Origin of the sequence: Kribbella sp. NPDC051770 (genome assembly GCF_040681455.1) — a bacterium.
Taxonomy (GTDB): domain Bacteria; phylum Actinomycetota; class Actinomycetes; order Propionibacteriales; family Kribbellaceae; genus Kribbella.
Map to the genome: position 1 here is coordinate 252,652 of NZ_JBFAYT010000003.1, position 20,416 is coordinate 273,067.

Here is a 20,416-nt window from a genome sequence, read left to right on the forward strand (position 1 = left end):
GTGGTCACGATGGTCTCGAGACGAACATTCCTGGCGGGCAGCGGCGCGGTGGCGGCCGGGGGACTGGGCTGGTTCCAGACCGGTTCGGCCGCCGCGGTGAACGCTGCGAGCACGACCGGAGGCCGCCGCTTGCTGCCGGCCTTCGCCCGCCCCCAGCACCTGCACCACGGCGATGTCAGCAAGCTGAGCGGAGGCGACCAGACCCTCCTCACCACCCTGCAGGGCGTGGTGAACCGCAGCCGCCCCGAGCTCTACTTCCTCTACTCACCCGGTGGCCCGGACGGCGTCGACGCGCGCTGGCTGCGCAACACCGGCGTCCCCACCACCCAGTACGCCGACCCGCTGGCGCTGGTCGCGAAGTACAAGCACCGCGTCCGCGGCGCGATCCTGCACGACCCCGACGTCCCCGACTCGCTCAACATCGCGACCACGCTGGCCGGACTCGAGAACGCCGTCGTCGCCGACGCGGCGCAGGCCAAGGCGCACGGGCTCCGCGTCGTGAGGGACCTGCGCGGGATGTTCGACGACGACCGCGTCAAGACCTATCGCTGGCAGCTCACCCACCTCTTCCCGCGCTGCTCGCACCAGCTGCTCGCCGGGCTCCCGCCGACGATGGTCGTGCAGGAGGAGAACCTGAACTGGCGCGAGATCGCTCGCGAGACCCGGCAGATCCGCGACGAGTCCAACCGCGGGATGTTCACCCTCGACGTCTCGCCGGCGCTCGGCAAAGGCACGGTCTACGTGCGCTTCCAGGACTCGTTCGGCGACGACGGCTGGGGCCCGTCGGTCCTCTCGGTCACCGCCAAGGCCAACGGCGCGACGATCGCGACTTTCGCCCCCGGTACGCCGGAGGAAGCGCCGTACCTCTTCGACGGCGGTAACTCCTCGATCGGCGGCGCGGGCAACCGGTTCGCCGACGGCGGCGGCTACTTCATCTACCAGTTCACGCCGCCCGCCGGAACCACCAGCCTGACCGTCACCGTCGAGATGTGGAACCAGTACCTGGTCACGGCGACCGACACCGCGCCGACCCGGATCGAGCCGTTCCCGTACTTCCGCGACTACGTGGTCGCCACCAAGGCGCTGGTCAGCTGGCTGCCGCCGAACGGCCCGACCGGCGACCTGCTCCGCGAGCACTTCGACAAGGTCGCCCCGACCACGCCGTACGCCGGCTGGTTCGCGAACGACGTCGCGGGGGAGTGGAGCGGGGTCGACCTGGCCGCGCAGGGCGGTTCCGAGGTGCTGCCCGCGGACTTCTACATGAACGGGACGGTGCACTCCGGCGTCGCGGCGCCGATCTCGGACAAGGTCAAGAAGTTCACGCCGATCAAGCCGCAGAAGAAGATCTACGTGACGCTGACCTTCGGCGAGGGCGACAACGTCCAGTACTGCCAGCGGCACATGCGCGACCTGTGGGACGACCCGCGGCGCGGCGACGCCCCGGCGAACTGGACGGTCAGCCCGCTGCTGGCCGACGTCGGTCCGGCCATCCTCAGCCACTACCAGCGCACCGCGACCAAGAACGACCTCCTGGTCTGCGGCCCGTCCGGCGCCGGCTACACCTACCCGGGCGCCTGGCCCGCCGACCAGATGGACGCGTACCTCAAGCTCTCCGGGACCTACGTACGCCGTACCGGCATGGATCTCGTCTACGCCTACAACCACCGCGAAGGTGACGCCTGGGTCCCGTTCTCCGAGGCAATCGGGCGGGCGTACGCGAAGCACACGCCGATCCGCGGCATCATCCAGTCCTGGGAGAAGGGCGACCTCCTGGTCCGCCGGGGAGGCCTGCCGGTGATCGGCAACTTCTCCCCGCCCGGCAAGGCCGCGGAGTACAAGGCCGCGCTCGACGAGCACACCAAGACCTGGACCGGCGACGCGCCGCTGTTCATCGCCGGGGCCGTGAACGCCTGGTCGTGGACACCGTCGGACGTCGCGGAACTGGCCGAGCTGCTCACGGCGCCGTACGAACTGGTCCTGGGCAACGTCTTCTTCGACGCCCTCAACAAGGTGCTCTAGGGCTCGGTCCGGGGGAGGACCGCGGAGATCGCGACCAGGACGGCGGACAGTGCCAGCGGGAGGAACATCGCCTGCTGGATGCCGACGCGCTCGACCAGCTGGCCGATGATCGCCGGGCCGACCAGGAAGGCGGCGTACCCGAAGGTGACGACGATCGCGAGCATCCGGCCGCCGCCGACGTGCCCGGCGACGGCGTACACCTGCGGAGCGACCAGACCGACCCCGAGACCGACCAGCGCCCAACCGGCCAGCAGCAGCGGGAGCGGGTCGGTGAACACCGTGACGAGGTAGCCGGCCACGGCCGTCACGCCGCCGACCCGGACGACGGCGCGACGGCCGAACCGCGCGACCACCTGGTCGCCCAGCAGCCGGACGACGACCATGAACCCGCTGACCGCGACCAGGCCGAGGGCGCCGGTCGACGGATCGATCCGGGCGACGTCGGTGACGTGCACCGACGACCAGTCGACCGCCGTGCCCTCGGCCAGGCCGAAGCAGAACGCCATCAGGCCGAGCGCCCAGGCCAGCCGGGGGATCGCGATCCGGACGCCGTTCGCCTTGTGCTCGATCCGGCGGCCGGCGGGCACGATCCGGTACGCGACCGCGATGCCGGCCAGCCCGAGCACGGCCAGCGTGCCGAGCGCCGGCCCGACATTTCCGCCACCGGAGCGATCCAGCAGGCGGCCGACCAGGACGACCGTGCCCGCGGCGGTCAGGTTGCCGAGGCTCCAGAACGCGTGGAAGCGGCTCATGATCGGCTTCGGCCGGGACTGCTCGACCTCGACGCCGAGCGAGTTCATCGCCACGTCCATCGCACCGTTGCCGAGCCCGGCCAGGATCATCCCGGCGATCGCCCACGGCAGCGAGTCGGTGACCGCGAGCGTGCCGACGCCCGAGGTCAGCAGGCAGAGCGTGACCAGCGCGACCGGCCGCGCCCCGATCCGGTCGGCCAGCCGGCCGCCGATCTGCATCGAGACCACGGCCGACACGGCCAGGCAGAACAGCAGCAGCGACAGCCCGGACGCGCTGACCCCGAGCCGGTCGCGCATCGCGGGCAGTGTGCCGCCGACACCGCCGATCAGCGCGCCGTTCACGCCGAAGAGCAGGAAGACCGCGCCGGCCGCCGTACGGGAACCCATCTGCATGGGTTCATTCGATCATGGCAAACGATTACCAGCGGTGTGCGACGTCCACGACGAGACGGTGGGCGTTGCCCGGGCCGGTCAGCAGGTGGGTCTGGAACGGCAGCCGGGCCCGGACGCCGAGCGCCAGAGTCGTCCGGCCCTCGAAGCTGCCGCCCCAGGCCACCTGGCGGAAGGTGTCGTAACCGGTCACGGCCGACACCTCGCGAAGGTTCTTCAACGGGTACGTCGGGCGCCCGGCGTCGTCGTAGGCCGGAGCCTCCACGTCGATCCGCAGCGTCGCGCCGCCGCGCGCGGGGATCGGGTCGCCGGAGCCCTCCTGGTACACGACGGGCACGTACTGCACCCGGTACGCCGTGGCCGGCCCGGCCAGGTCGACCACCAGCCGGTCGAAGCAGGCGTGCCGGCCGGTGCGGACGTTCTCGACGGTCGCCCGCCGCAGCGTATTGGTTGCCTCAGGCAACGAGCCCCAGCCCTTGGCGCAGTCGGCCGACGGTCGCGCCGACGAGGTGTCGGGAGCCGCGGCGACCGCGGCGCCGGTGGGGAGCGCGGCGACGGCGAACGCGGCCAGGCCGGTCATCGTGGTGCGGACAGGGTGTCTGAACATGGTCGTTCTCCCTTCCGATGCTCTTCTGGTGCCCACTGAGGAGACGCTCTAATAGGATGACGGTTGACGGCCGGGCGAGGAAGATGACTCCCGATGACAACTTCCGATGAGCTGCTCGACGTCTTCCACCGCCGGATCCGGCTGCCCGACGCGGACACGATCCCCGGCTGGAAGGTCGAGCACGACGGCCTCGTCCACCGCTCGTACGCCGAAGGGCCGGGTGGTGGCGGCTTCGTCGAGACCCCGCGCGGTCTCGGCGCCGACCCGGACGCGGTGATCGAGCGCGAACTGGCCTTCTTCCGCGACCGCGGGCTCGCCTTCGAGTGGAAGACCTACGCCTACGACGAACCCGCCGACCTCGGCGAGCGCCTGGTCCGGCACGGGTTCACCGCCGAGGACCCGGAGACGCTGATCCTCGGTGCCGTCGACACGATCCTGCAGCGGCCGCTGGCGCTGCCGTCGAAGGTGGTGATCCGCGACGTCGACTCCGCCGACGACTTCCACCGGATCGGCGTACTGACCGACACGCTGTGGCACAACGGGACCGAGCGGATCGAGGAGCAGCTGGCCGGGGAGGCGCGGATGTTCCCCGACCGGCTGGTGGTCAGCGTGGTCGAGGACGCGCTCGGCGGGCCGGTGCTGACCTCGGGGTGGATCCGGTTCCACCCGGGGACCGGGTTCGCCAGCCTGTGGGGCGGCGGGACGCTGCCGGAGTGGCGGCGGCGCGGGCTGTACTCCGCGATGCTGGTGCACCGGGCCCGGATCGCGCGCGAGCGCGGGTACGAGTACCTGCGGGTGGACGCGTCACCGGACTCCAGCCCGATCCTGCAGAAGCTCGGGCTGCACGCGGTGACCACCACCACGCCGTACACGTGGAGTCCGGCGGGCCCGCAGTAACACGCGGGTCGGCGTACGGAACGACCGGGGCACGTTGTACGTTTCCCAGACCATGGCTCTGAAACTCACCTCGCGCTTCCGCCGGCTCCTGCAGCGCCCCGGCTCGATCGACCTCGGCCCGTACGAGAAGCTGACCGCGGCGGTCGGCGAGGCGGGCGAGTCCTCCACCGGGCTCACCGACGAGGAGCTGACCGAGGTGGTGGCCGAGCTGCGCACCGAGGGCGGCCTGGACGAGGACGGCCTGATCGAGTTCCTGGCGCTGGCCCGCGAGGCCGGCGAGCGGGCGCTCGGCGAGCGGGCCTTCGACGGCCAGATCGTCGGCGCGCTGGCGCTGCTGCAGGGCCGCGTGGTCGAGATGGCGACCGGTGAGGGCAAGACCCTGGCCGGCGCGTTCGCCGCCGCCGGGTACGCGATCGGTGGCCGCAAGGTGCACGTGCTCGCGGTCAACGACTACCTGGCCGAGCGCGACGCGGAGTGGATGGCGCCCCTGTACAAGCTGCTCGGCGTCACGGTGAGTCATGTCGGGCAGGCGTCGACGCCCGAGGAGCGGCGTACGGCGTACCAGGCCGAGGTCTGCTACGCCCCGGTGAGCGAGGTCGGGTTCGACGTCCTGCGGGACCGGCTGGCCGGTGACGTCGCGGAGCGGGTCTCCGCGGAGCCTGACGTCGCCCTGGTCGACGAGGCCGACTCGGTGCTGATCGACGAGGCGCGGGTGCCGCTGGTCCTCGCGGGCGCGACCCGGTCCGAGGAGCTCGACGACGACGTGGTCCAGCTGGTCCGGACGCTGCGGGCCGGTGTCGACTACGAGATCGACGGCGACGGCCGCTCGGTCGCGCTCACCGACAAGGGCACCGACACCGTCGAGGAGCACCTCGGCGGCATCGACCTGTACGACGACGCCAACCTGGACAAGATGACCCAGGTCAACGTCGCGCTGCACGCCGAGGTGCTGCTGCGCCGCGACGTCGACTACCTGGTCCGCGACGGCAAGGTGCACCTGATCAACAACAGCCGCGGCCGGATCGCCAAGCTGCAGCGCTGGCCCGACGGCCTGCAGGCCGCGGTCGAGGCCAAGGAGGCCGTGCCGGTCAGCGAGAGCGGCGAGGTGCTCGACAGCATCACCGTCCAGGCGCTGATCAAGCGGTACCCGAAGCTCTGCGGCATGACCGGTACGGCGGTCGTCGTCGGCGAGCAGCTGCAGGAGTTCTACGACGTCGAGGTCGCGGTCGTCCCGCCGAACAAGCCGAACATCCGGATCGACGACGCCGACCGGCTCTACCTGACCGTCGAGCAGAAGAACACGGCGCTGGTCGAGCACATCAAGCAGATCCACGAGACCGGGCGGCCGATCCTGATCGGCACCCACAGCGTCGAGGAGTCCGAGCAGCTCAGCGACCTGCTGGAGGCCGCCGAGGTCGCGCACGTCGTACTGAACGCCAAGAACGACGCCGAGGAGGCCGCGATCGTCGCCGAGGCCGGTGTGCCGGAGACGGTGACCGTGTCGACGCAGATGGCGGGCCGCGGTACGGACATTCGGCTCGGTGGCCGTGACGGGTCGAACGGGCGCGAGCGGGCCGCCGAGCTGGGCGGTCTGTACGTCGTCGGGACCGGTCTGCACGCCTCGCGGCGGCTGGACGACCAGCTGCGCGGTCGCGCCGGGCGGCAGGGTGACCCGGGCGGGTCGCTGTTCTTCGCGAGCCTGGCCGACGAGCTGGTCACGCGGTACTCGATCACCTCCGGGCTGCGGCCGTCGCCGGACAAGGACGGGCGGCTCACCGACCGGAAGGCGATCGGGACGCTGGAGCACGCGCAGCGGGTCGCCGACGGCGCGAACGCGGAGCTGCTGCGGACCACGTGGTCGTACAGCCGGCTCACCGAGCAGCAGCGGGCGATCGTGCTGGACACGCGCGAGAAGGTGCTCGCGGAGGATCTGGCTGGGGAGAAGCTGGCGTCGCTGGCGAAGGAGCGCTACGACGAGCTGGTCGAGGCGCACGACGAGGACGTCGTGAAGGACGCCGCGCGCCGGATCGCCCTGCACCACCTGGACCGCCGCTGGACCGACCACGTCGCGTACCTCGGCGACCTGCGCGAAGGCATCCACCTGCGCTCGCTGGCCGGCGGCATCGTGCACCAGAAGCCGATCGACGAGTTCAACAAGCTGGCGATCGAGTCGTTCAAGACCCTGATCGACGACGCGTGGAAGGACGCCGCGGAGTCGCTGGAGTCCGCCGAGATCGGCTCGGAGGGCCTGGACGAGGAGAAGTCCGGCGTACCGCGCCCGACGGCGACCTGGACCTACCTGGTCAACGACAACCCCTTCGGCACCGAGGCCGACCGCATCCTCGGCCGCCTGCGCAACGCCATCAAGGGCAACGAACTGGTCACCGTCGAGGACGACACCCCCGTCGAGCTCGACGACGAGGACCTCCCCGAGGAACTCCGCGACCTGGACGAGGACGAACTGTCCGACGAGCTCCCGGAGGAGCTCCGCGAAGACGACGAGGACGACGACAAGAAGAAGTAGCCGCCCGGGGCGCGTCAGCACCAGCCGGGGCCGTGAACGGGAAGCCGGGGCCTTGGACAGGTTATTTCGTGTTCACGGCCCCGGGGTGGTATTGCCGGTCTTCAGCCGGTTGGGTGAGCGGTGCCCGGTACGGCGGGGTGTCGGTGGGCGTGGCCGGGCCGCCGACGCCGCCGACCAGAAGAAGTAGGCACCTACATCGCCTTCCGGCCGGAGCGGTCTGTAGTTGCAGGGCCTCTCCGGCCGCATCACAGCGGACCTCAGCCAACTCTCTGTCTGTCCTCCTAGGTAGGCTCGTCGGGTGACCGAAGGCTTGTTCGATCTTCCTGGTGCTCCTGCTCCCGCGCGCGGGGGTGGGAGCCTGGCGGACGCCGATCACACCTCGGCCCCGCTCGCCGTGCGGATGCGCCCGCGAAGCCTGGACGAACTGGTCGGGCAGCAACACCTGCTGGCGCCCGGATCGCCGCTGCGGCGGCTGGTCGAGGGCGACCAGCCGATGTCGCTCCTGCTCTGGGGACCTCCAGGAACAGGCAAAACCACGATCGCGGCGGTCGTCTCGCACCAGACGAACCGCAAGTTCGTCGAGCTGTCCGCGGTGACCGCCGGCGTGAAGGACGTTCGCCAGGTGATCGACGCCGCCCGCCGCGAGCTCTCGCGCCCGGGGGGTGCGGTCGAGACCGTGCTGTTCATCGACGAGGTGCACCGGTTCACGAAGGCGCAGCAGGACGCGCTCCTGCCCGGCGTGGAGAACCGCTGGGTGACACTCGTCGCGGCGACGACCGAGAATCCGTTCTTCTCGGTGATCTCCCCACTGCTCTCCCGCTCGCTCCTGCTGACGCTGGAGTCGCTGACCGACGACGACATCGCCGTACTGCTCGATCGCGCACTGACCGACGAGCGCGGGCTGAACGGTGAGTACGAGCTGGCCGCGGACGCGAAGGACCACCTGCTCCGGATGGCCGGCGGGGACGCGCGCCGGGCGCTGACGTACCTGGAGGCGGCCGCCGGGGGAGCGAAGGCGAAAGCCGCCGCCGCGGAGCCGCCGACCGCCAAGGGCGAGACCGCCACGGGCGAGACAGGCGACGGCGAGACCGCCGACGGCGAGACAGGCGACGAGCGTTCCGCCGTACTGATCGACCTGAAGACCCTCGAGACCGCCGTCGACCGCGCCGCCGTCCGGTACGACCGCGCCGGCGACCAGCACTACGACGTCACCTCCGCGATGATCAAGTCGATCCGCGGCTCCGACGTCGACGCCGCGATGCACTACCTGGCCCGGATGGTCGAGGCCGGTGAGGACCCGCGGTTCATCGCCCGCCGGCTGGTGATCTCCGCGAGCGAGGACATCGGCATGGGCGACCCGACCGCGCTCGGTGTCGCGATCGCCGCCGCCGAGGCGGTCCAGCTGATCGGCATGCCCGAGGCGCGCATCAACCTCGCCCAGGCCGTCGTCGCACTGGCCCTCGCGCCGAAGTCGAACGCGGTGATCACCGCGATCGACTCCGCGATCGCCGACGTGAAGGCCGGCAAGGTCGGCCCGGTCCCGCCGCACCTGCGCGACGCGCACTACGCCGGCGCGAAGAAGATCGGCCACGGAGCGTCGTACCAGTACTCGCACAACGACCCCCGCGGCGTGCTCCCGCAGCAGTACGCCCCCGACGTCGTCGACCAGGTCGACTACTACCAGCCCACCCGCCGCGGCGGCGAAGCGGCGTACGCCGACCGGGTCGCCGCGATCCGCAAGATCCTCCGGGACCGCAAATGACAACCCCGTACGCCGAGACCTGCCGAGCCAGCCGATGAGCCGGTCGACCGACCACGTCGAGGCCTTCAACACCGCCGTCACCACCGGTGACTGGGACACCTTCGCGACCCGCTTCGCCGCCGACGCCACGATGACCTTCACCAACGTCCCCGCCGGCCCGTTCCACGGCCGCGCAGCAATCGCCGAGGCCTACCGCACCAACCCACCCACCGAGACCATGCGCCTCCTCGACGACACTCGCTTCGCCTGGGCCTCCGGCCCCACCGGCACCATGCACCTCACCTGGACCCCCACCGGCCACGTCCAGTCCCTCACCATCACCTTCGACTGAGCCGGTTCGTCCACAGGGCCGGGAAACCCGAGTTGGTGGGGGACTGTGATCTGGGGGATGGTGTCCTGGAGCGGAGTGCGGTAGGGGCGCGCGATAAGGTCGGGCGGTCCACGTGGTCGCAACGGGAAGGTGGATCGTTTCCAATGAGCGTCGGTGAAGTCGCGGGCCTGATAGCGGCCTGTGCACTGCTCATCCTGGTGGGCCTGCTGGCCTATCCGATCCTGAAGCTGGGCAAGGTGCTCGACGAGACCCGGATCATGGTCAAGGGCGTCTCCGACTCCAGCGTCCCGTTGCTCGGCGAGGTCACCGAGACCGTCGCGACGACCAACGCGCAGCTGGCCAAGGTGGACACCATCACCGACAACGCGACCACCGTGACCACCAACGCGGCGGCCCTGGCGTCGCTGTTCGCGGCGACCGCCGGCGGTCCGCTGGTGAAGGCGGCCGCGTTCACGTACGGCGTCCGCAAGGCGCTCGGCGACAACCAGCGCCGCGACGTGGCCCGCCGGGTGAAGGACGACATGAAGGCCGAGCGCAAGGCGCGCAAGCGAGGTGACCTGTGATCAAGCGGATCCTGTGGTTCGTGATCGGCACCGCCGTCGGCGTCTACGCGGTGACCCGGCTGAAGAAGCGGGCCCAGGTGCTGGCACCGGAGAGCCTGCAGCAGTCGGCGGAGAAGGTGGCCAGCGCGATCCGGCACTTCGGCGACGAGGTCCGGGCCGGGATGGCCGAGCGGGAGACCGAGCTGCGCGACGCGCTCGGTATCGACACAGCAGATTCGACACAGCGTGAGGGCGACCGGTAACACCCATGGAAACCAGTGAGATCAGGCGGCGGTTCCTGCAGTACTTCGAGGACCGCGGTCACACCGTCGTACCGAGCGCGCCGTTGCCGTCGCCGGACCCGAACCTGCTGTTCAACGTGGCCGGCATGGCCCAGTTCGTGCCGTACTTCGTCGGCCAGCAGACGCCGCCGTACGCGCGGGCGACCAGCGTCCAGAAGTGCGTCCGGACCCTCGACATCGAGGAGGTCGGCAAGACCACCCGGCACGGCACCTTCTTCCAGATGAACGGCAACTTCTCCTTCGGCGACTACTTCAAGGAAGAAGCGGTCCGGTTCGCCTGGGAGCTGGTCACCAAGCCGCAGAGCGAGGGTGGCTACGGCTTCGACGAGTCGGTCCTGTACGCCTCGGTGTACTACGAGGACGACGAGGCGATCGACATCTGGAAGCGGGTCGCCGGGCTGCCCGACGACCGGATCGTCCGGCTCGGGATGAAGGACAACTTCTGGTCGATGGGCATCCCGGGCCCGTGCGGCCCGTGCTCGGAGATCCTGATCGACCGCGGCCCGCAGTTCGGCGCCGACCGGGACTGGGAGGCGGGCGACCGCTACCTGGAGTTCTGGAACCTGGTCTTCATGCAGAACATCCGCGGCGAGGGCGGCGGCAAGGACGGCTACCCGATCCTCGGTGAGCTGCCGAAGAAGAACATCGACACCGGCCTCGGCCTGGAGCGGGTCGCGTACCTGCTGCAGGGCGTCGACAACATGTACGAGATCGACGAGATCTTCCCGGTGATCGAGAAGGCCGCCGAGCTGAGCGGCCGCAAGTACGGCTCCGAGCACGTCGACGACGTCCGCTTCCGGGTGGTCGCGGACCACGTCCGCAGCGCGCTGATGCTGATCGGCGACGGCGTCACCCCGGGCAACGAGCAGGGCGGCTACGTCCTGCGCCGCCTGCTGCGCCGCGCGATCCGCTCGATGCGCCTGCTCGGCTACGAGGACCCGAGCCTGGTCGAGCTGCTGCCGGTCAGCCTGCAGCAGATGAAGAAGTCGTACCCCGAGCTGGAGGCCGACTTCGGCCGGATCAGCCAGGTCGCGTACGCCGAGGAGGAGGCGTTCCGCCGGACCCTCACCGCCGGTACGACGATCTTCGACGTCGCGGTCAAGGAGACCAAGGCCGGCGGCGCGCACCAGCTCGAGGGCGCGAAGGCGTTCCAGCTGCACGACACCTACGGCTTCCCGATCGACCTGACCGTCGAGATGGCCGCCGAGCAGGGCCTGAACGTCGACACCGAGGGCTTCCGCTCGCTGATGAAGGAGCAGCGCGAGCGGGCCAAGGCCGACGCGCGGGCGAAGAAGGCCGGCCACGCCGACACCTCGGGGTACCGGGAGCTGCGCGAGTCCGGGATGACCGAGTTCACCGGGTACACCGAGCTGGCGACCGACTCGCGGGTCCGCGGGCTGCTGCGCGAGGGCGTGGTGGCGAACGTCGCCGAGCAGGGCGAGACCGTCGAGGTCGTGCTGGAGAAGACTCCCTTCTACGCCGAGTCCGGTGGTCAGATCGCCGACGAGGGCCTGATCGTCGCCGACGGCGTGAAGCTGAAGGTGCTCGACGTCCAGCGGCCGGTGAAGGGCCTGATCGTGCACCGCGTCGAGGTGCTCGAGGGTGTCCTGCAGCCGGGGATGGACGTGCACGCGCAGGTCGACCACGACTGGCGGATCCAGGCCTGCCAGGCGCACTCGGGCACGCACGTCGTGCACGCCGCGCTGCGCCAGGTGCTCGGCCCGAACGCGCTGCAGAGCGGTTCGTACAACAAGCCCGGCTACCTGCGGCTCGACTTCGCGTGGTCGTCGGCGCTGGACCAGGCGACCCGCTCGGAGATCGAGGAGGTCGCGAACCTCGCCGTCCGGCAGGACCTCGCGGTGTCCGCGCAGTACATGACGCTGCCGGAGGCGCGCGAGTGGGGTGCGCTGGCGCTGTTCGGTGAGACGTACGACGAGCAGGTGCGCGTCGTCGAGATCGGCGGCCCGTGGTCGCGCGAGCTCTGCGGTGGGACGCACGTGAAGCACTCGTCGCAGGTCGGTGCGCTGACGGTGACGAGCGAGTCATCGGTCGGCGCCGGCGTACGCCGGATCGAGGCGTTCGTCGGCATGGAGGCGCTGCACTACCTGGGCCGCGAGCGGTCGCTGGTGCGGCTGCTCAGCGAGAACCTGAAGACCCGCCCGGAGGAGCTGCCGGCGAAGGTCGCGGATCTGGCCGAGCGGCTGCGGGCGGCGGAGAAGGAGCTGGAGAAGGTCCGCGCCGGTCAGGTGCTGGCGGCCGCGGGTGACCTGGCGAAGAGCCCGAAGGACGTCTTCGGGGTCGCGTTCGTCGGGGCCCGTACGCCGGACGGCGTCGGCGGCGGCGACCTGCGGAAGCTGGCGCTGGACGTGCGCGGCCGGATGCCCGCGGACAAGCCGGCCGTGGTCGCGCTGGTCGGGGTCAACGACGGGAAGCCGGCTGTCGTGGTCGCGCTGAACGACGTCGCCCGCGAGTGGCGGCTGAAGGCCGGTGACCTGGTCCGGGTCGCGGCCGAGCAGCTCGGCGGCCGTGGCGGCGGCAAGGACGACGTCGCCCAGGGCGGCGGCACGGACCCGGCGGGTGTCGACAAGGCGCTGTCCGCGGTCGAGCACGCCGTCGGCCAGCTGGTCACGGGCTGAAGACGATGAGGAGGTCGCCGACCGCCGCCCCCGCGTCGGCGACCGCCGGACCCGAGGCGTGCGCGCCCCGGGGTCCGGTCGGCCGGCGGTCCGGCGTACGGCGTACGCGCTTGTCCTGCACCCTGTCTGGGGCACACTGATGCGCCGGGGGGTGCGGGTCGCGCTGGACATCGGGGACGCCAGGATCGGGGTCGCCAGTTCTGATCCGCACGGGATCCTGGCGACGCCGGTGGAGACCGTGCGCCGTGGACCGGGGGACCTTGACCGGATCGTTACGCTCGTACACGATCTGGAGGCGTTCGAGGTCGTCGTCGGGCTGCCTCGCTCGTTGAACGGGGGTGAAGGGCCGGCGGCGGTCCGGATCCGGGAGACCACCGAGCTGATCCGCCAGAAATTGGTGGCCAGTGAGGCGGCCCGGGACGACAACCAGATCGCGACGGACGGAGTGGAACAGGTGCGGACGACGGCGGTACGGATGGTGGACGAGCGGTTCACCACGGTCACCGCCGAGCGGATGCTGCGGGAACGGGGAAAGAAGGGTGCCAAACGGCGTGCGGTGGTCGACCAGGCCGCGGCGGTCGTGATTCTGCAACACGCGCTCGACTTCGAGCGGGAGACCGGCAACCCACCCGGGAGGCCCCTGTGAACGGAACAGCGGTGGTCGAAGGATGAGCAGGACGTACGGCGACGTGGACGAGGGCGACGACCTCGACGTCGATCTCGGGCTGCGCCCGGTCAGCCGGGCCGAGCAGCGCGCGAACCGCAAGAAGCAGCGCGCCCGGCGCGGCTTCGGCTGCTTCGCGGGCATCGTGTCGCTGCTGGTGGTGGCCGGCCTGATCGGCGGCCTGATGTTCGGTTTCGGCAAGGGCCGCGACTACCTGGAGGGCCTGTTCGCCGCGCCCGACTACGAGGGCGAAGGCACCGGCTCGATCCAGGTCGAGGTGACCAAGGGCCAGAGCGCCCAGGCGATCGCCGACACGTTGGAGAAGAAGGACGTGGTGAAGTCGGCCCGCGCCTTCGAGCGGGCCGCCCGCGAGGACCCGCGCAGCACCCAGATCCAGGCCGCGACGTTCACGCTGCGCAAGAAGATGTCGGCCAAGGCCGCCCTGGCGCTGATGCTCGACCCGGCCAAGTCGGTCCGGGTCACCCGGGTCGGGGTGAACTCCGGCTGGACCAAGGACCAGGTCGCGCAGAAGCTCCAGGAGAACAAGAACGTCAAGCTCCCGCCGGGCTCGGTCGCCGCCGCGCTGGCCAAGCCGTGGTCGCTCGGGCTGCCGTCGTACGCGAAGAACAACCCGGAGGGCTTCCTCTACCCGGGCACGTACGACGTCCCGAAGAACGCTACGGCGTACACGATCCTGAAGCTGATGACCGCGCAGTTCGCGAAGACGCAGGCCGAGCTGAAGCTGCCGCAGGTCGCGCAGCGCAAGAAGGTGGACCCGTACCAGGTGGTGATCGTGGCCAGCATCATCGCCGCGGAGACCAACCGGTCGGACGACTACGGCAAGGTCGCGCGGGTGATCTACAACCGCCTCGCCCGCAACATGCGGCTGCAGATGGACTCCACGGTGCACTACGTGGCCGGTCGCAGCGGCGGCGTCTACACCAGCGACGAGGAACGCGACATCGACTCGCCGTACAACACCTACAAGTACCGCGGGCTGCCGCCGACGCCGATCAACTCGCCCGGCAAGGACACGCTGCGGGCCGCGCTGAACGCGACACCGGGCCCGTGGCTGTACTTCACGCTGGTCAACCTGGACACCGGTGAGACGGCCTTCGCGACCACCGACACCGAGCACCAGGCCAACGTGGCGAAGCTGCAGGCGTGGTGCCAGGCCCACAAGGGACGGTGCTAGTTGGTCAGGTGTGCCGTGCTCGGCTCGCCGATCGCGCACTCGTTGTCGCCGGCGATGCATCGGGCGGCGTACGCCGAGCTCGGGCTCGATTGGCGGTACGACGCGTTCGAGGTGGCCGAGGACGAGTTGCGCGGGTTCCTGAGCACGCTCGGGGACGACGTGCGCGGGCTGTCGCTGACGATGCCGTTGAAGCGGGTCGCGCTGGAGCTGGCGGACACGGTCGACCCGGTCGCGGAGCTGATCGGGGCGGCGAACACGATGCTGTTCGAGCCCGATGGGTCGCGCTCGGCGCACAACACCGACGTACCGGGGCTGGTCTCGGCGTTCGCCGAGCGGGGGATCACCGGCGCCGACACCGCCGTGATCCTCGGCGGCGGTGCGACGGCCGCGTCCACGCTCGCAGCGCTGCGCGGCGGGTTGAAGGTCAGCGAGGTGACGCTGGTCGTCCGGGACGTCGCGAAGGCCGAGCGACTGCTGGATCTCGCGGCCGCGCTCGACCTGAAGACCTCGGTGACCGACTTCCAGCAGGTCGAGCAGATCGGCGGCTTCGACCTGTGCGTCTCGACGCTGCCCGGCGGTGCCGTCGACCCGTGGGCCGAGCATTTCGCGCAGGTCGCGCCGGTCGTCTTCGACGTCGCCTACCACCCGTGGCCGACGCAGCTGGCGATCGTCGCGCACCGGATCGGTACAGAGCTGTTGAACGGTCTTGATCTGCTCGTGCATCAGGCGACCTTGCAGGTCGAGATGATGACCGGTAGGTCACCCGCGCCGCTGGCGGCGATGAGGGCCGCAGCGCGTGAGGAGCTCGACGAACGTGAGCCGCAGTGAGGATCTCTGGAACCGCCGTACCGTCCTGAAAGCCGGTGGCCTGCTCGCCGCGGGCGCGCTGGCGACCGCCGCGGGGGCGGAAGCCGTGCACGCCGCGACCAGCGGCGCCGACGCCGCCGCGGCGCCTGACTGGGCCGCGCTCGACCGCGCCCTGAAGGGCCCGCTGTTCCGTCCCGGCCAGACCGGGTACGCCGCCGCGCACCAGCTGTTCAACCCGCGCTTCGACTCGATCCAGCCGGCCGGCGTCGTCCGGGCCGGCAGCGTCGAGGACGTCCGCCAGGCGATCCTGTTCGCCAAGAAGAACAAGCTGGTCTGCGTCCCGAAGGGCGGCGGCCACTCGTACGTCGGCGCCTCGGCGGTCACCAACGGCCTGATGGTCGACGTCGGCCCGCTGCGCGGCCTGACCTACGCGAACAACGCGATCCAGATCGGCGCCGGCGCCCGCTTGTACGACGTCCACGCGTACCTCGACAAGTTCGCCCGGTCGCTCCCGACCGGCACCTGCCCGACCGTCGGCATCGCCGGCCTCGCGCTCGGCGGCGGGATGGGCATCCACACCCGCACGTACGGCCTCACCAGCGACCGCGTCCTGTCCCTGCAGGTGGTGACCGCGGACGGCGTCGTCCGGACCGCGAGCCCGACGCAGAACGCGGACCTGTACTGGGCGCTGCGCGGTGGCGGCGGCGGGAACCTCGGCATCGTCACGTCGTTCCGGCTGGCCACGATCGGCGCCGGCAAGCTCGGCTTCTTCCGGCTGACCTGGCCGGAGTCGAAGGCGGCTGCGGTGCTGAAGGGCTGGCAGCGGTTCGCGAAGGAAGCTCCGTCGACGACGTGGGGCAACCTGCACATCACCGGGACCAGCAGCGGCGCGCTGTCGATCCATGTCGTCGGCGTCTCGACGACCGGCTCGGCGACGGCCGCGGCCGCGCAGCTGGAGTCGTTCGTCGGCGCGAAGGGCTCGACCCGCTCGATCACCGTGAAGACACACATGGAGGCGGTGAAGTACCTCGGCGGCGGCACGACGAGCCCGCGGCAGGGCTGGCTGGCCGGTTCCGACGTACTGCGTGGTCCGATGGACGCCGCGACGATCAACGCGCTGATCGGCGCGGTCAAGACCGCGGCGAAGGCCAAGGTCGCCGCGTCCGCGATCCTCGACCCGCTCGGCGGCCAGGCGGCGAAGCAGCCGCCGGGCGGTTCGGCGTGGCCGTGGCGCTCGGCGCTCGGCGTCATCCAGTGGTACTCCGGCCTCCCGGCGCACCCGACGACCGCGCAGCTGCGCGCGGCCCAGTCGTTCCTCACCAACGGGCATCACGCGGTGACGAAGTTCTCCGCCGGCGGCTACATCAACTACCTCGAGGCCGGCCGCTCGAACGCGTCGTACTACGGCGGCAGCCTGGCGCGGCTGCACGCGATCAAGCAGAAGTACGACCCGACGAACTTCTTCCACGCTCCGTACACCTTCGCCTGAGTAGTGTTCCTCGCCATGAGGACATGGCGGGGGTTGGCGGGGGTGCTCGCGTTCGGGGCGGTGCTGGCCGGGGTGACACCGGCCTGGGCCTGCGCGTGCGGTGGTTACCTGGCCGACGCCGAGTCGCGGGCACGGTCGAACGGCGAGCACGCGCTGGTGTCGTTCGACGGCAGCACCGAGCAGATCGTGCTGTCGATGGCGATCCAGGGCTCGTCGAAGAAGGCGGCCTGGATCATGCCGGTCCCGTCCGCCGCCGAGGTGACGCTGGGGGAGGCGTCGACGTTCGACGAGCTGGCCCGGGTGACCGCGCCGAAGGTGGTCGAGCGGACGACGTACTGGCCGTTCCGCGACCTGGAGCTGTTCGGTGGTCGCGGCGGTGACACCGCGGGCGCGCCGCCGGGCGCCGGGGTCGACGTGCGCGGGCAGATGCGGCTCGGGCCGTTCCAGGTGGTGCGGCTCGGCGGGACGAGCCCGACCGACGTGACCGGATGGCTGCAGACCAACGGGTACGCCGTACCGGAGTCGCTCGGCACGAACCTCACGCCGTACCTGGCGGAGAAGTGGGAGATCGTCGCGGTGAAGCTGGCCCCGGAGGAGACCGACGGGGCGCTGAGCGGGGAGACGCCGCCGCTGAAGCTGTCGTTCGCGGCCGACAAGATCGTGTACCCGATGCGGTTGAGCAAGGGCGCGAGCACCAGCCAGGCCGTCACCGTGTACGTCGCGGCGCCGTACCGGGTGGATGCCTCGACCGTGCCGGACGCCTCGCTCACCCCCGAGCTCCTGTACGCCGGACGCCTCGACAGCGGCCTGCTCAAGGCGCCGGCGACCTTCCTGACCGCCTACTCGTCCTACTTCGCCCAACCCGCGAAGATCACCGACGACTACGAGTTCACCCGCGCGGCGACCGACGACTCCTTCCAGCGCACGACCTACGTGACTCGCAACGAGAGCTTCTGGAGCACGCTCGGTGTCGTGGTCGGCGGCCTGCTGCTGATCGGCGGCGGCGCCGCGGTGGTCGCCCGCCGGATCCGCTGAGGTCGTCCACAGGGTCACCCGAACGGCGGTCCGGATCGTCTAGGCTGCGGCATCGTGCCTGATCTGATCGCCGGACTCGTCGCAGCGGTGTGCTGCGCCGTCGCGGCGTACCTGCTCGGGCCCTGGCTGCTGCGACGGATCCCGGAGCCGATTCTCGACGAGGGCGACACCAAGCTCCTGTACGCCGAGCTCGCGACGCCTCGGGCCGCGGTCTGGTGCGCAGTGCTGGCCGGGCTCGCGGGCGGGTTGGTCGGCTGGCGGATCGGGTTCTCCGGCGGGTACGTCGCGTGGGTCGCGCTGGCGATCGCGGGCGCGGTGCTCGGGTACATCGACGCGCGGACGCGGTACCTGCCGTCGGCGATCATCTGGCCGACGTACGGGGTGGTGTCGGTGGCGCTCGTCGTCGCGGCGGCGGTGACGGGGGAGTGGGGTTCGCTGCGGCGCGCCGCGATCGCGGGGCTGATCGGCTTCGGCGTGTTCTACCTGCTCTGGTTCGTGCTGCCGGGCGGTGTCGGCTTCGGGGACGTGCGGCTGTCGGGGCTGCTCGGGATCGCGCTCGGTTGGCTCGGCTGGGGCGAGTTCGTCAGCGGCCTGTACGGCGGGTTCCTGCTCGGCGCGGTGCTCGGGATCGTGCTGACGCTGGCGCGGGTGTTCAAACGCAAGGAGATGTTCCCGTTCGGGCCGTTCATGCTGGCCGGCGCGGTGGTCGGTGTGTTCGCCGGTGGACCGTTGGAACGCCTTTACCTGGGGTGAAACCGGCCGGTCGGGGGATGTTCGGGATCCGCCGTCCGGGTGATGTGGCGGCCCGGTCGCGCCGACTACGGTCGAGAGCTCCACCGACCAAGGAGTCCGCCGTGCCGAACCTCAGTCGTCGTGGGCTGCTCGCAGGCAGCGCCGCCCTGATCGCCGTCCCCGCCACCGCTACCACAGCATCCGCCGCCGGCACTCAAAGCCGTGGTGGTCCGGACAAGATCCTCCCCACCGACGCCCGCTTCGCCGACCTCACCCAGCGCGGCACCAACCGCCGCTTCATCGCCGCACCCGACTACGCCCGCGTCGTCCGCTCGCCGCAGGACGCGGTCGACGCCGTCCAGGAAGCGGTCCGCGCGCACAAGCGGATCGCGGTCCGCGGCGGCGGTCACTGCTTCGAGGACTTCGTCGACCACAGTGACGTCGAGGTGCTGATCGACATGTCGCAGTACGACGAAGTCACCTTCGACGAGCGCCGGCGCGCGTTCTCGATCGGTGCCGGGGCGACGCTCGAGACCGTCTACAAGGCGCTGTTCTACGGCTGGGGCCTGACCGTGCCCGGCGGCGGCTGCCTCGGGGTCGGCGTCGGCGGCCACTTCAGCGGCGGCGGGTACGGGCCGCTGTCGCGCCGCTACGGCTCGGTCGTCGACCACCTGTACGGCGTGGAGGTGGTCGTCGTGGACGCCCGCGGCCGGGCCCGCCTGGTGCTGGCGACCCGGGACAACGAGCACCGCGACCTGTGGTGGGCGCACACCGGCGGCGGGGGCGGCAACTTCGGCGTCGTCACCCGGTACCTGCTGCGGACCGCCGGCGCGCGCGGATCGGACCCGGCCAATTTGTTGCCCAAGGCCCCTTCGTCGCTGCTCTCGACGATCACGGTCTACGACTGGAACACGATGACCAAGGACGGGTTCCTGCGCACGCTGCGGAACTTCTTCGCCTTCTACCAGCGGCACAACGCGCCGGGTTCGCCGTACGCGACGCTGTACAGCCCGTTCATCCTGACCCACAAGTCGGCCGGCGGGTTCCTGCTGTCGACCCAGATCGACGCCGGGGTGCCGAACGCGGCGAAGCTGCTCGCCGACTTCAACGCGGCGATGGTCGAGGGCGTCTCGCCCGCGCCGCAGCTGATCGACCAGGGCGAGGGGCCGTTCCTGCAGCGGACGATCCAGCGCTCGATCGCGGAGGACGTCGCGCCCTCGCGCGCGAAGTACAAGGCCGGCTACCTGCGCCGCAGTTACAGCGACACGCAGCTCGAAACGATCTACCAGCACCTCACCGACCCGGCGTACCAGGGACCGGAGACCAGCCTGCTCTTCGTCCCGTACGGCGGCCAGGTGAACACCGTGCCGTCGGACGCGACCGCGACCGCGCAGCGCGACGTGATGATGAAGATGGTGATGTCGGCCAGTTGGGAGGACCCGGCGCAGGACGCGACGCACCTGGAGTGGACGCGGGCGACGTACCGCGCGATCTACCGCGAGACCGGTGGCGTCCCGGTGCCGAACGCGGTGAACGCGGGGTCGTACATCAACTACCCGGACGTCGATCTGGCCGATCCGGCGCAGAACACGTCCGGTGTCCCGTGGCACGACCTGTACTACCTCGGTAACTACCCGCGGTTGCAGCGGATCAAGAAGGCGTGGGATCCCGGAAACGTGTTCCGGCACCGGCTTTCCATCGAACCCGCCGAGTGAGAAGCTGTCCCGGCCCG

The 20,416-nt window shown here is 70.8% G+C and carries 18 protein-coding genes; 15 read left to right on the forward strand and 3 right to left on the reverse strand.

The window, feature by feature from the left end:
* Positions 1–9 precede the first annotated feature (9 nt).
* Entirely contained in the window at positions 10–2,019 is a 2,010-nt protein-coding gene (locus AB0M01_RS12575; protein ID WP_363668581.1) for a GxGYxYP domain-containing protein, read from the forward strand.
* Here the strand turns inward: AB0M01_RS12575 and AB0M01_RS12580 are convergent.
* Positions 2,016–3,164 (reverse strand): MFS transporter, encoded by a 1,149-nt coding sequence (locus tag AB0M01_RS12580; protein ID WP_363668583.1) that lies wholly within the window; start codon positions 3,162–3,164, stop codon positions 2,016–2,018. The two genes, AB0M01_RS12575 and AB0M01_RS12580, sit on opposite strands and share 4 nt — an antisense overlap.
* A gap of 25 nt (positions 3,165–3,189) precedes the next feature.
* A complete protein-coding gene (locus tag AB0M01_RS12585; RefSeq protein ID WP_363668584.1) occupies positions 3,190–3,768 on the reverse strand; it encodes a hypothetical protein in 579 nt (192 codons plus the stop codon).
* Positions 3,769–3,861: 93 nt separating this feature from the next.
* Here AB0M01_RS12585 and AB0M01_RS12590 point away from each other — a divergent pair, with 93 nt between their 5' ends.
* The 7 genes from AB0M01_RS12590 (at position 3,862) to alaS (ending at position 12,762) form a co-directional block, all read left to right on the forward strand.
* Positions 3,862–4,665 (forward strand): GNAT family N-acetyltransferase, encoded by an 804-nt coding sequence (locus AB0M01_RS12590; protein WP_363668586.1) that lies wholly within the window; start codon positions 3,862–3,864, stop codon positions 4,663–4,665.
* Between the two features lie 52 nt (positions 4,666–4,717).
* On the forward strand, positions 4,718–7,189 hold the full coding sequence (gene secA2, locus AB0M01_RS12595) for an accessory Sec system translocase SecA2 (protein WP_363668588.1): 2,472 nt from the start codon (positions 4,718–4,720) through the stop codon (positions 7,187–7,189).
* Positions 7,190–7,487: 298 nt separating this feature from the next.
* Positions 7,488–8,951, forward strand: a complete 1,464-nt coding sequence (locus AB0M01_RS12600) for a replication-associated recombination protein A (protein ID WP_363668590.1) — start codon at positions 7,488–7,490, stop codon at positions 8,949–8,951.
* Positions 8,952–8,985: 34 nt separating this feature from the next.
* The gene (locus AB0M01_RS12605; RefSeq protein ID WP_363668592.1) at positions 8,986–9,282 is read left to right on the forward strand and encodes a nuclear transport factor 2 family protein; all 297 of its coding nucleotides are present in this window, start codon (positions 8,986–8,988) and stop codon (positions 9,280–9,282) included.
* A 143-nt stretch (positions 9,283–9,425) separates the two neighbouring features.
* Positions 9,426–9,845 carry a DUF948 domain-containing protein gene (locus AB0M01_RS12610; RefSeq protein WP_363668594.1) on the forward strand — a complete coding sequence of 140 codons (420 nt, stop codon included), beginning with the start codon at positions 9,426–9,428 and terminating at the stop codon, positions 9,843–9,845.
* Positions 9,842–10,087, forward strand: coding sequence for a DUF6167 family protein (locus tag AB0M01_RS12615; protein ID WP_363668596.1), 246 nt, complete (start codon positions 9,842–9,844; stop codon positions 10,085–10,087). Before AB0M01_RS12610 ends, AB0M01_RS12615 begins: the two co-directional genes overlap by 4 nt.
* A 5-nt stretch (positions 10,088–10,092) precedes the next feature.
* Positions 10,093–12,762, forward strand: coding sequence for an alanine--tRNA ligase (gene alaS, locus AB0M01_RS12620; protein ID WP_363668598.1), 2,670 nt, complete (start codon positions 10,093–10,095; stop codon positions 12,760–12,762).
* Here alaS and AB0M01_RS12625 read toward each other — a convergent pair.
* A complete protein-coding gene (locus AB0M01_RS12625) occupies positions 12,752–12,883 on the reverse strand; it encodes a hypothetical protein (protein WP_363668600.1) in 132 nt (43 codons plus the stop codon). The two genes, alaS and AB0M01_RS12625, sit on opposite strands and share 11 nt — an antisense overlap.
* 18 nt (positions 12,884–12,901) lie before the next feature.
* Between AB0M01_RS12625 and ruvX the strand changes: the two genes are divergently transcribed.
* From ruvX to AB0M01_RS12660, 7 genes are all read left to right on the forward strand, one after another.
* Positions 12,902–13,408 (forward strand): Holliday junction resolvase RuvX, encoded by a 507-nt coding sequence (ruvX, locus tag AB0M01_RS12630; protein ID WP_363668602.1) that lies wholly within the window; start codon positions 12,902–12,904, stop codon positions 13,406–13,408.
* A 22-nt stretch (positions 13,409–13,430) separates the two neighbouring features.
* The gene (gene mltG, locus AB0M01_RS12635) at positions 13,431–14,621 is read left to right on the forward strand and encodes an endolytic transglycosylase MltG (protein WP_363668604.1); all 1,191 of its coding nucleotides are present in this window, start codon (positions 13,431–13,433) and stop codon (positions 14,619–14,621) included.
* Positions 14,622–14,636: 15 nt separating this feature from the next.
* Positions 14,637–15,449: a shikimate dehydrogenase gene (locus AB0M01_RS12640; protein WP_363668606.1), complete on the forward strand. Its 813-nt coding sequence runs from the start codon at positions 14,637–14,639 to the stop codon at positions 15,447–15,449.
* Positions 15,436–16,917 carry an FAD-binding oxidoreductase gene (locus AB0M01_RS12645; RefSeq protein ID WP_363668608.1) on the forward strand — a complete coding sequence of 494 codons (1,482 nt, stop codon included), beginning with the start codon at positions 15,436–15,438 and terminating at the stop codon, positions 16,915–16,917. Before AB0M01_RS12640 ends, AB0M01_RS12645 begins: the two co-directional genes overlap by 14 nt.
* A gap of 15 nt (positions 16,918–16,932) precedes the next feature.
* Positions 16,933–17,952 carry a DUF2330 domain-containing protein gene (locus tag AB0M01_RS12650; RefSeq protein WP_363668610.1) on the forward strand — a complete coding sequence of 340 codons (1,020 nt, stop codon included), beginning with the start codon at positions 16,933–16,935 and terminating at the stop codon, positions 17,950–17,952.
* A gap of 54 nt (positions 17,953–18,006) precedes the next feature.
* Positions 18,007–18,705, forward strand: coding sequence for an A24 family peptidase (locus AB0M01_RS12655; RefSeq protein ID WP_363668612.1), 699 nt, complete (start codon positions 18,007–18,009; stop codon positions 18,703–18,705).
* Positions 18,706–18,806: 101 nt separating this feature from the next.
* The gene (locus AB0M01_RS12660; protein WP_363668614.1) at positions 18,807–20,399 is read left to right on the forward strand and encodes an FAD-binding protein; all 1,593 of its coding nucleotides are present in this window, start codon (positions 18,807–18,809) and stop codon (positions 20,397–20,399) included.
* The last annotated feature ends 17 nt before the right edge of the window (positions 20,400–20,416 follow it).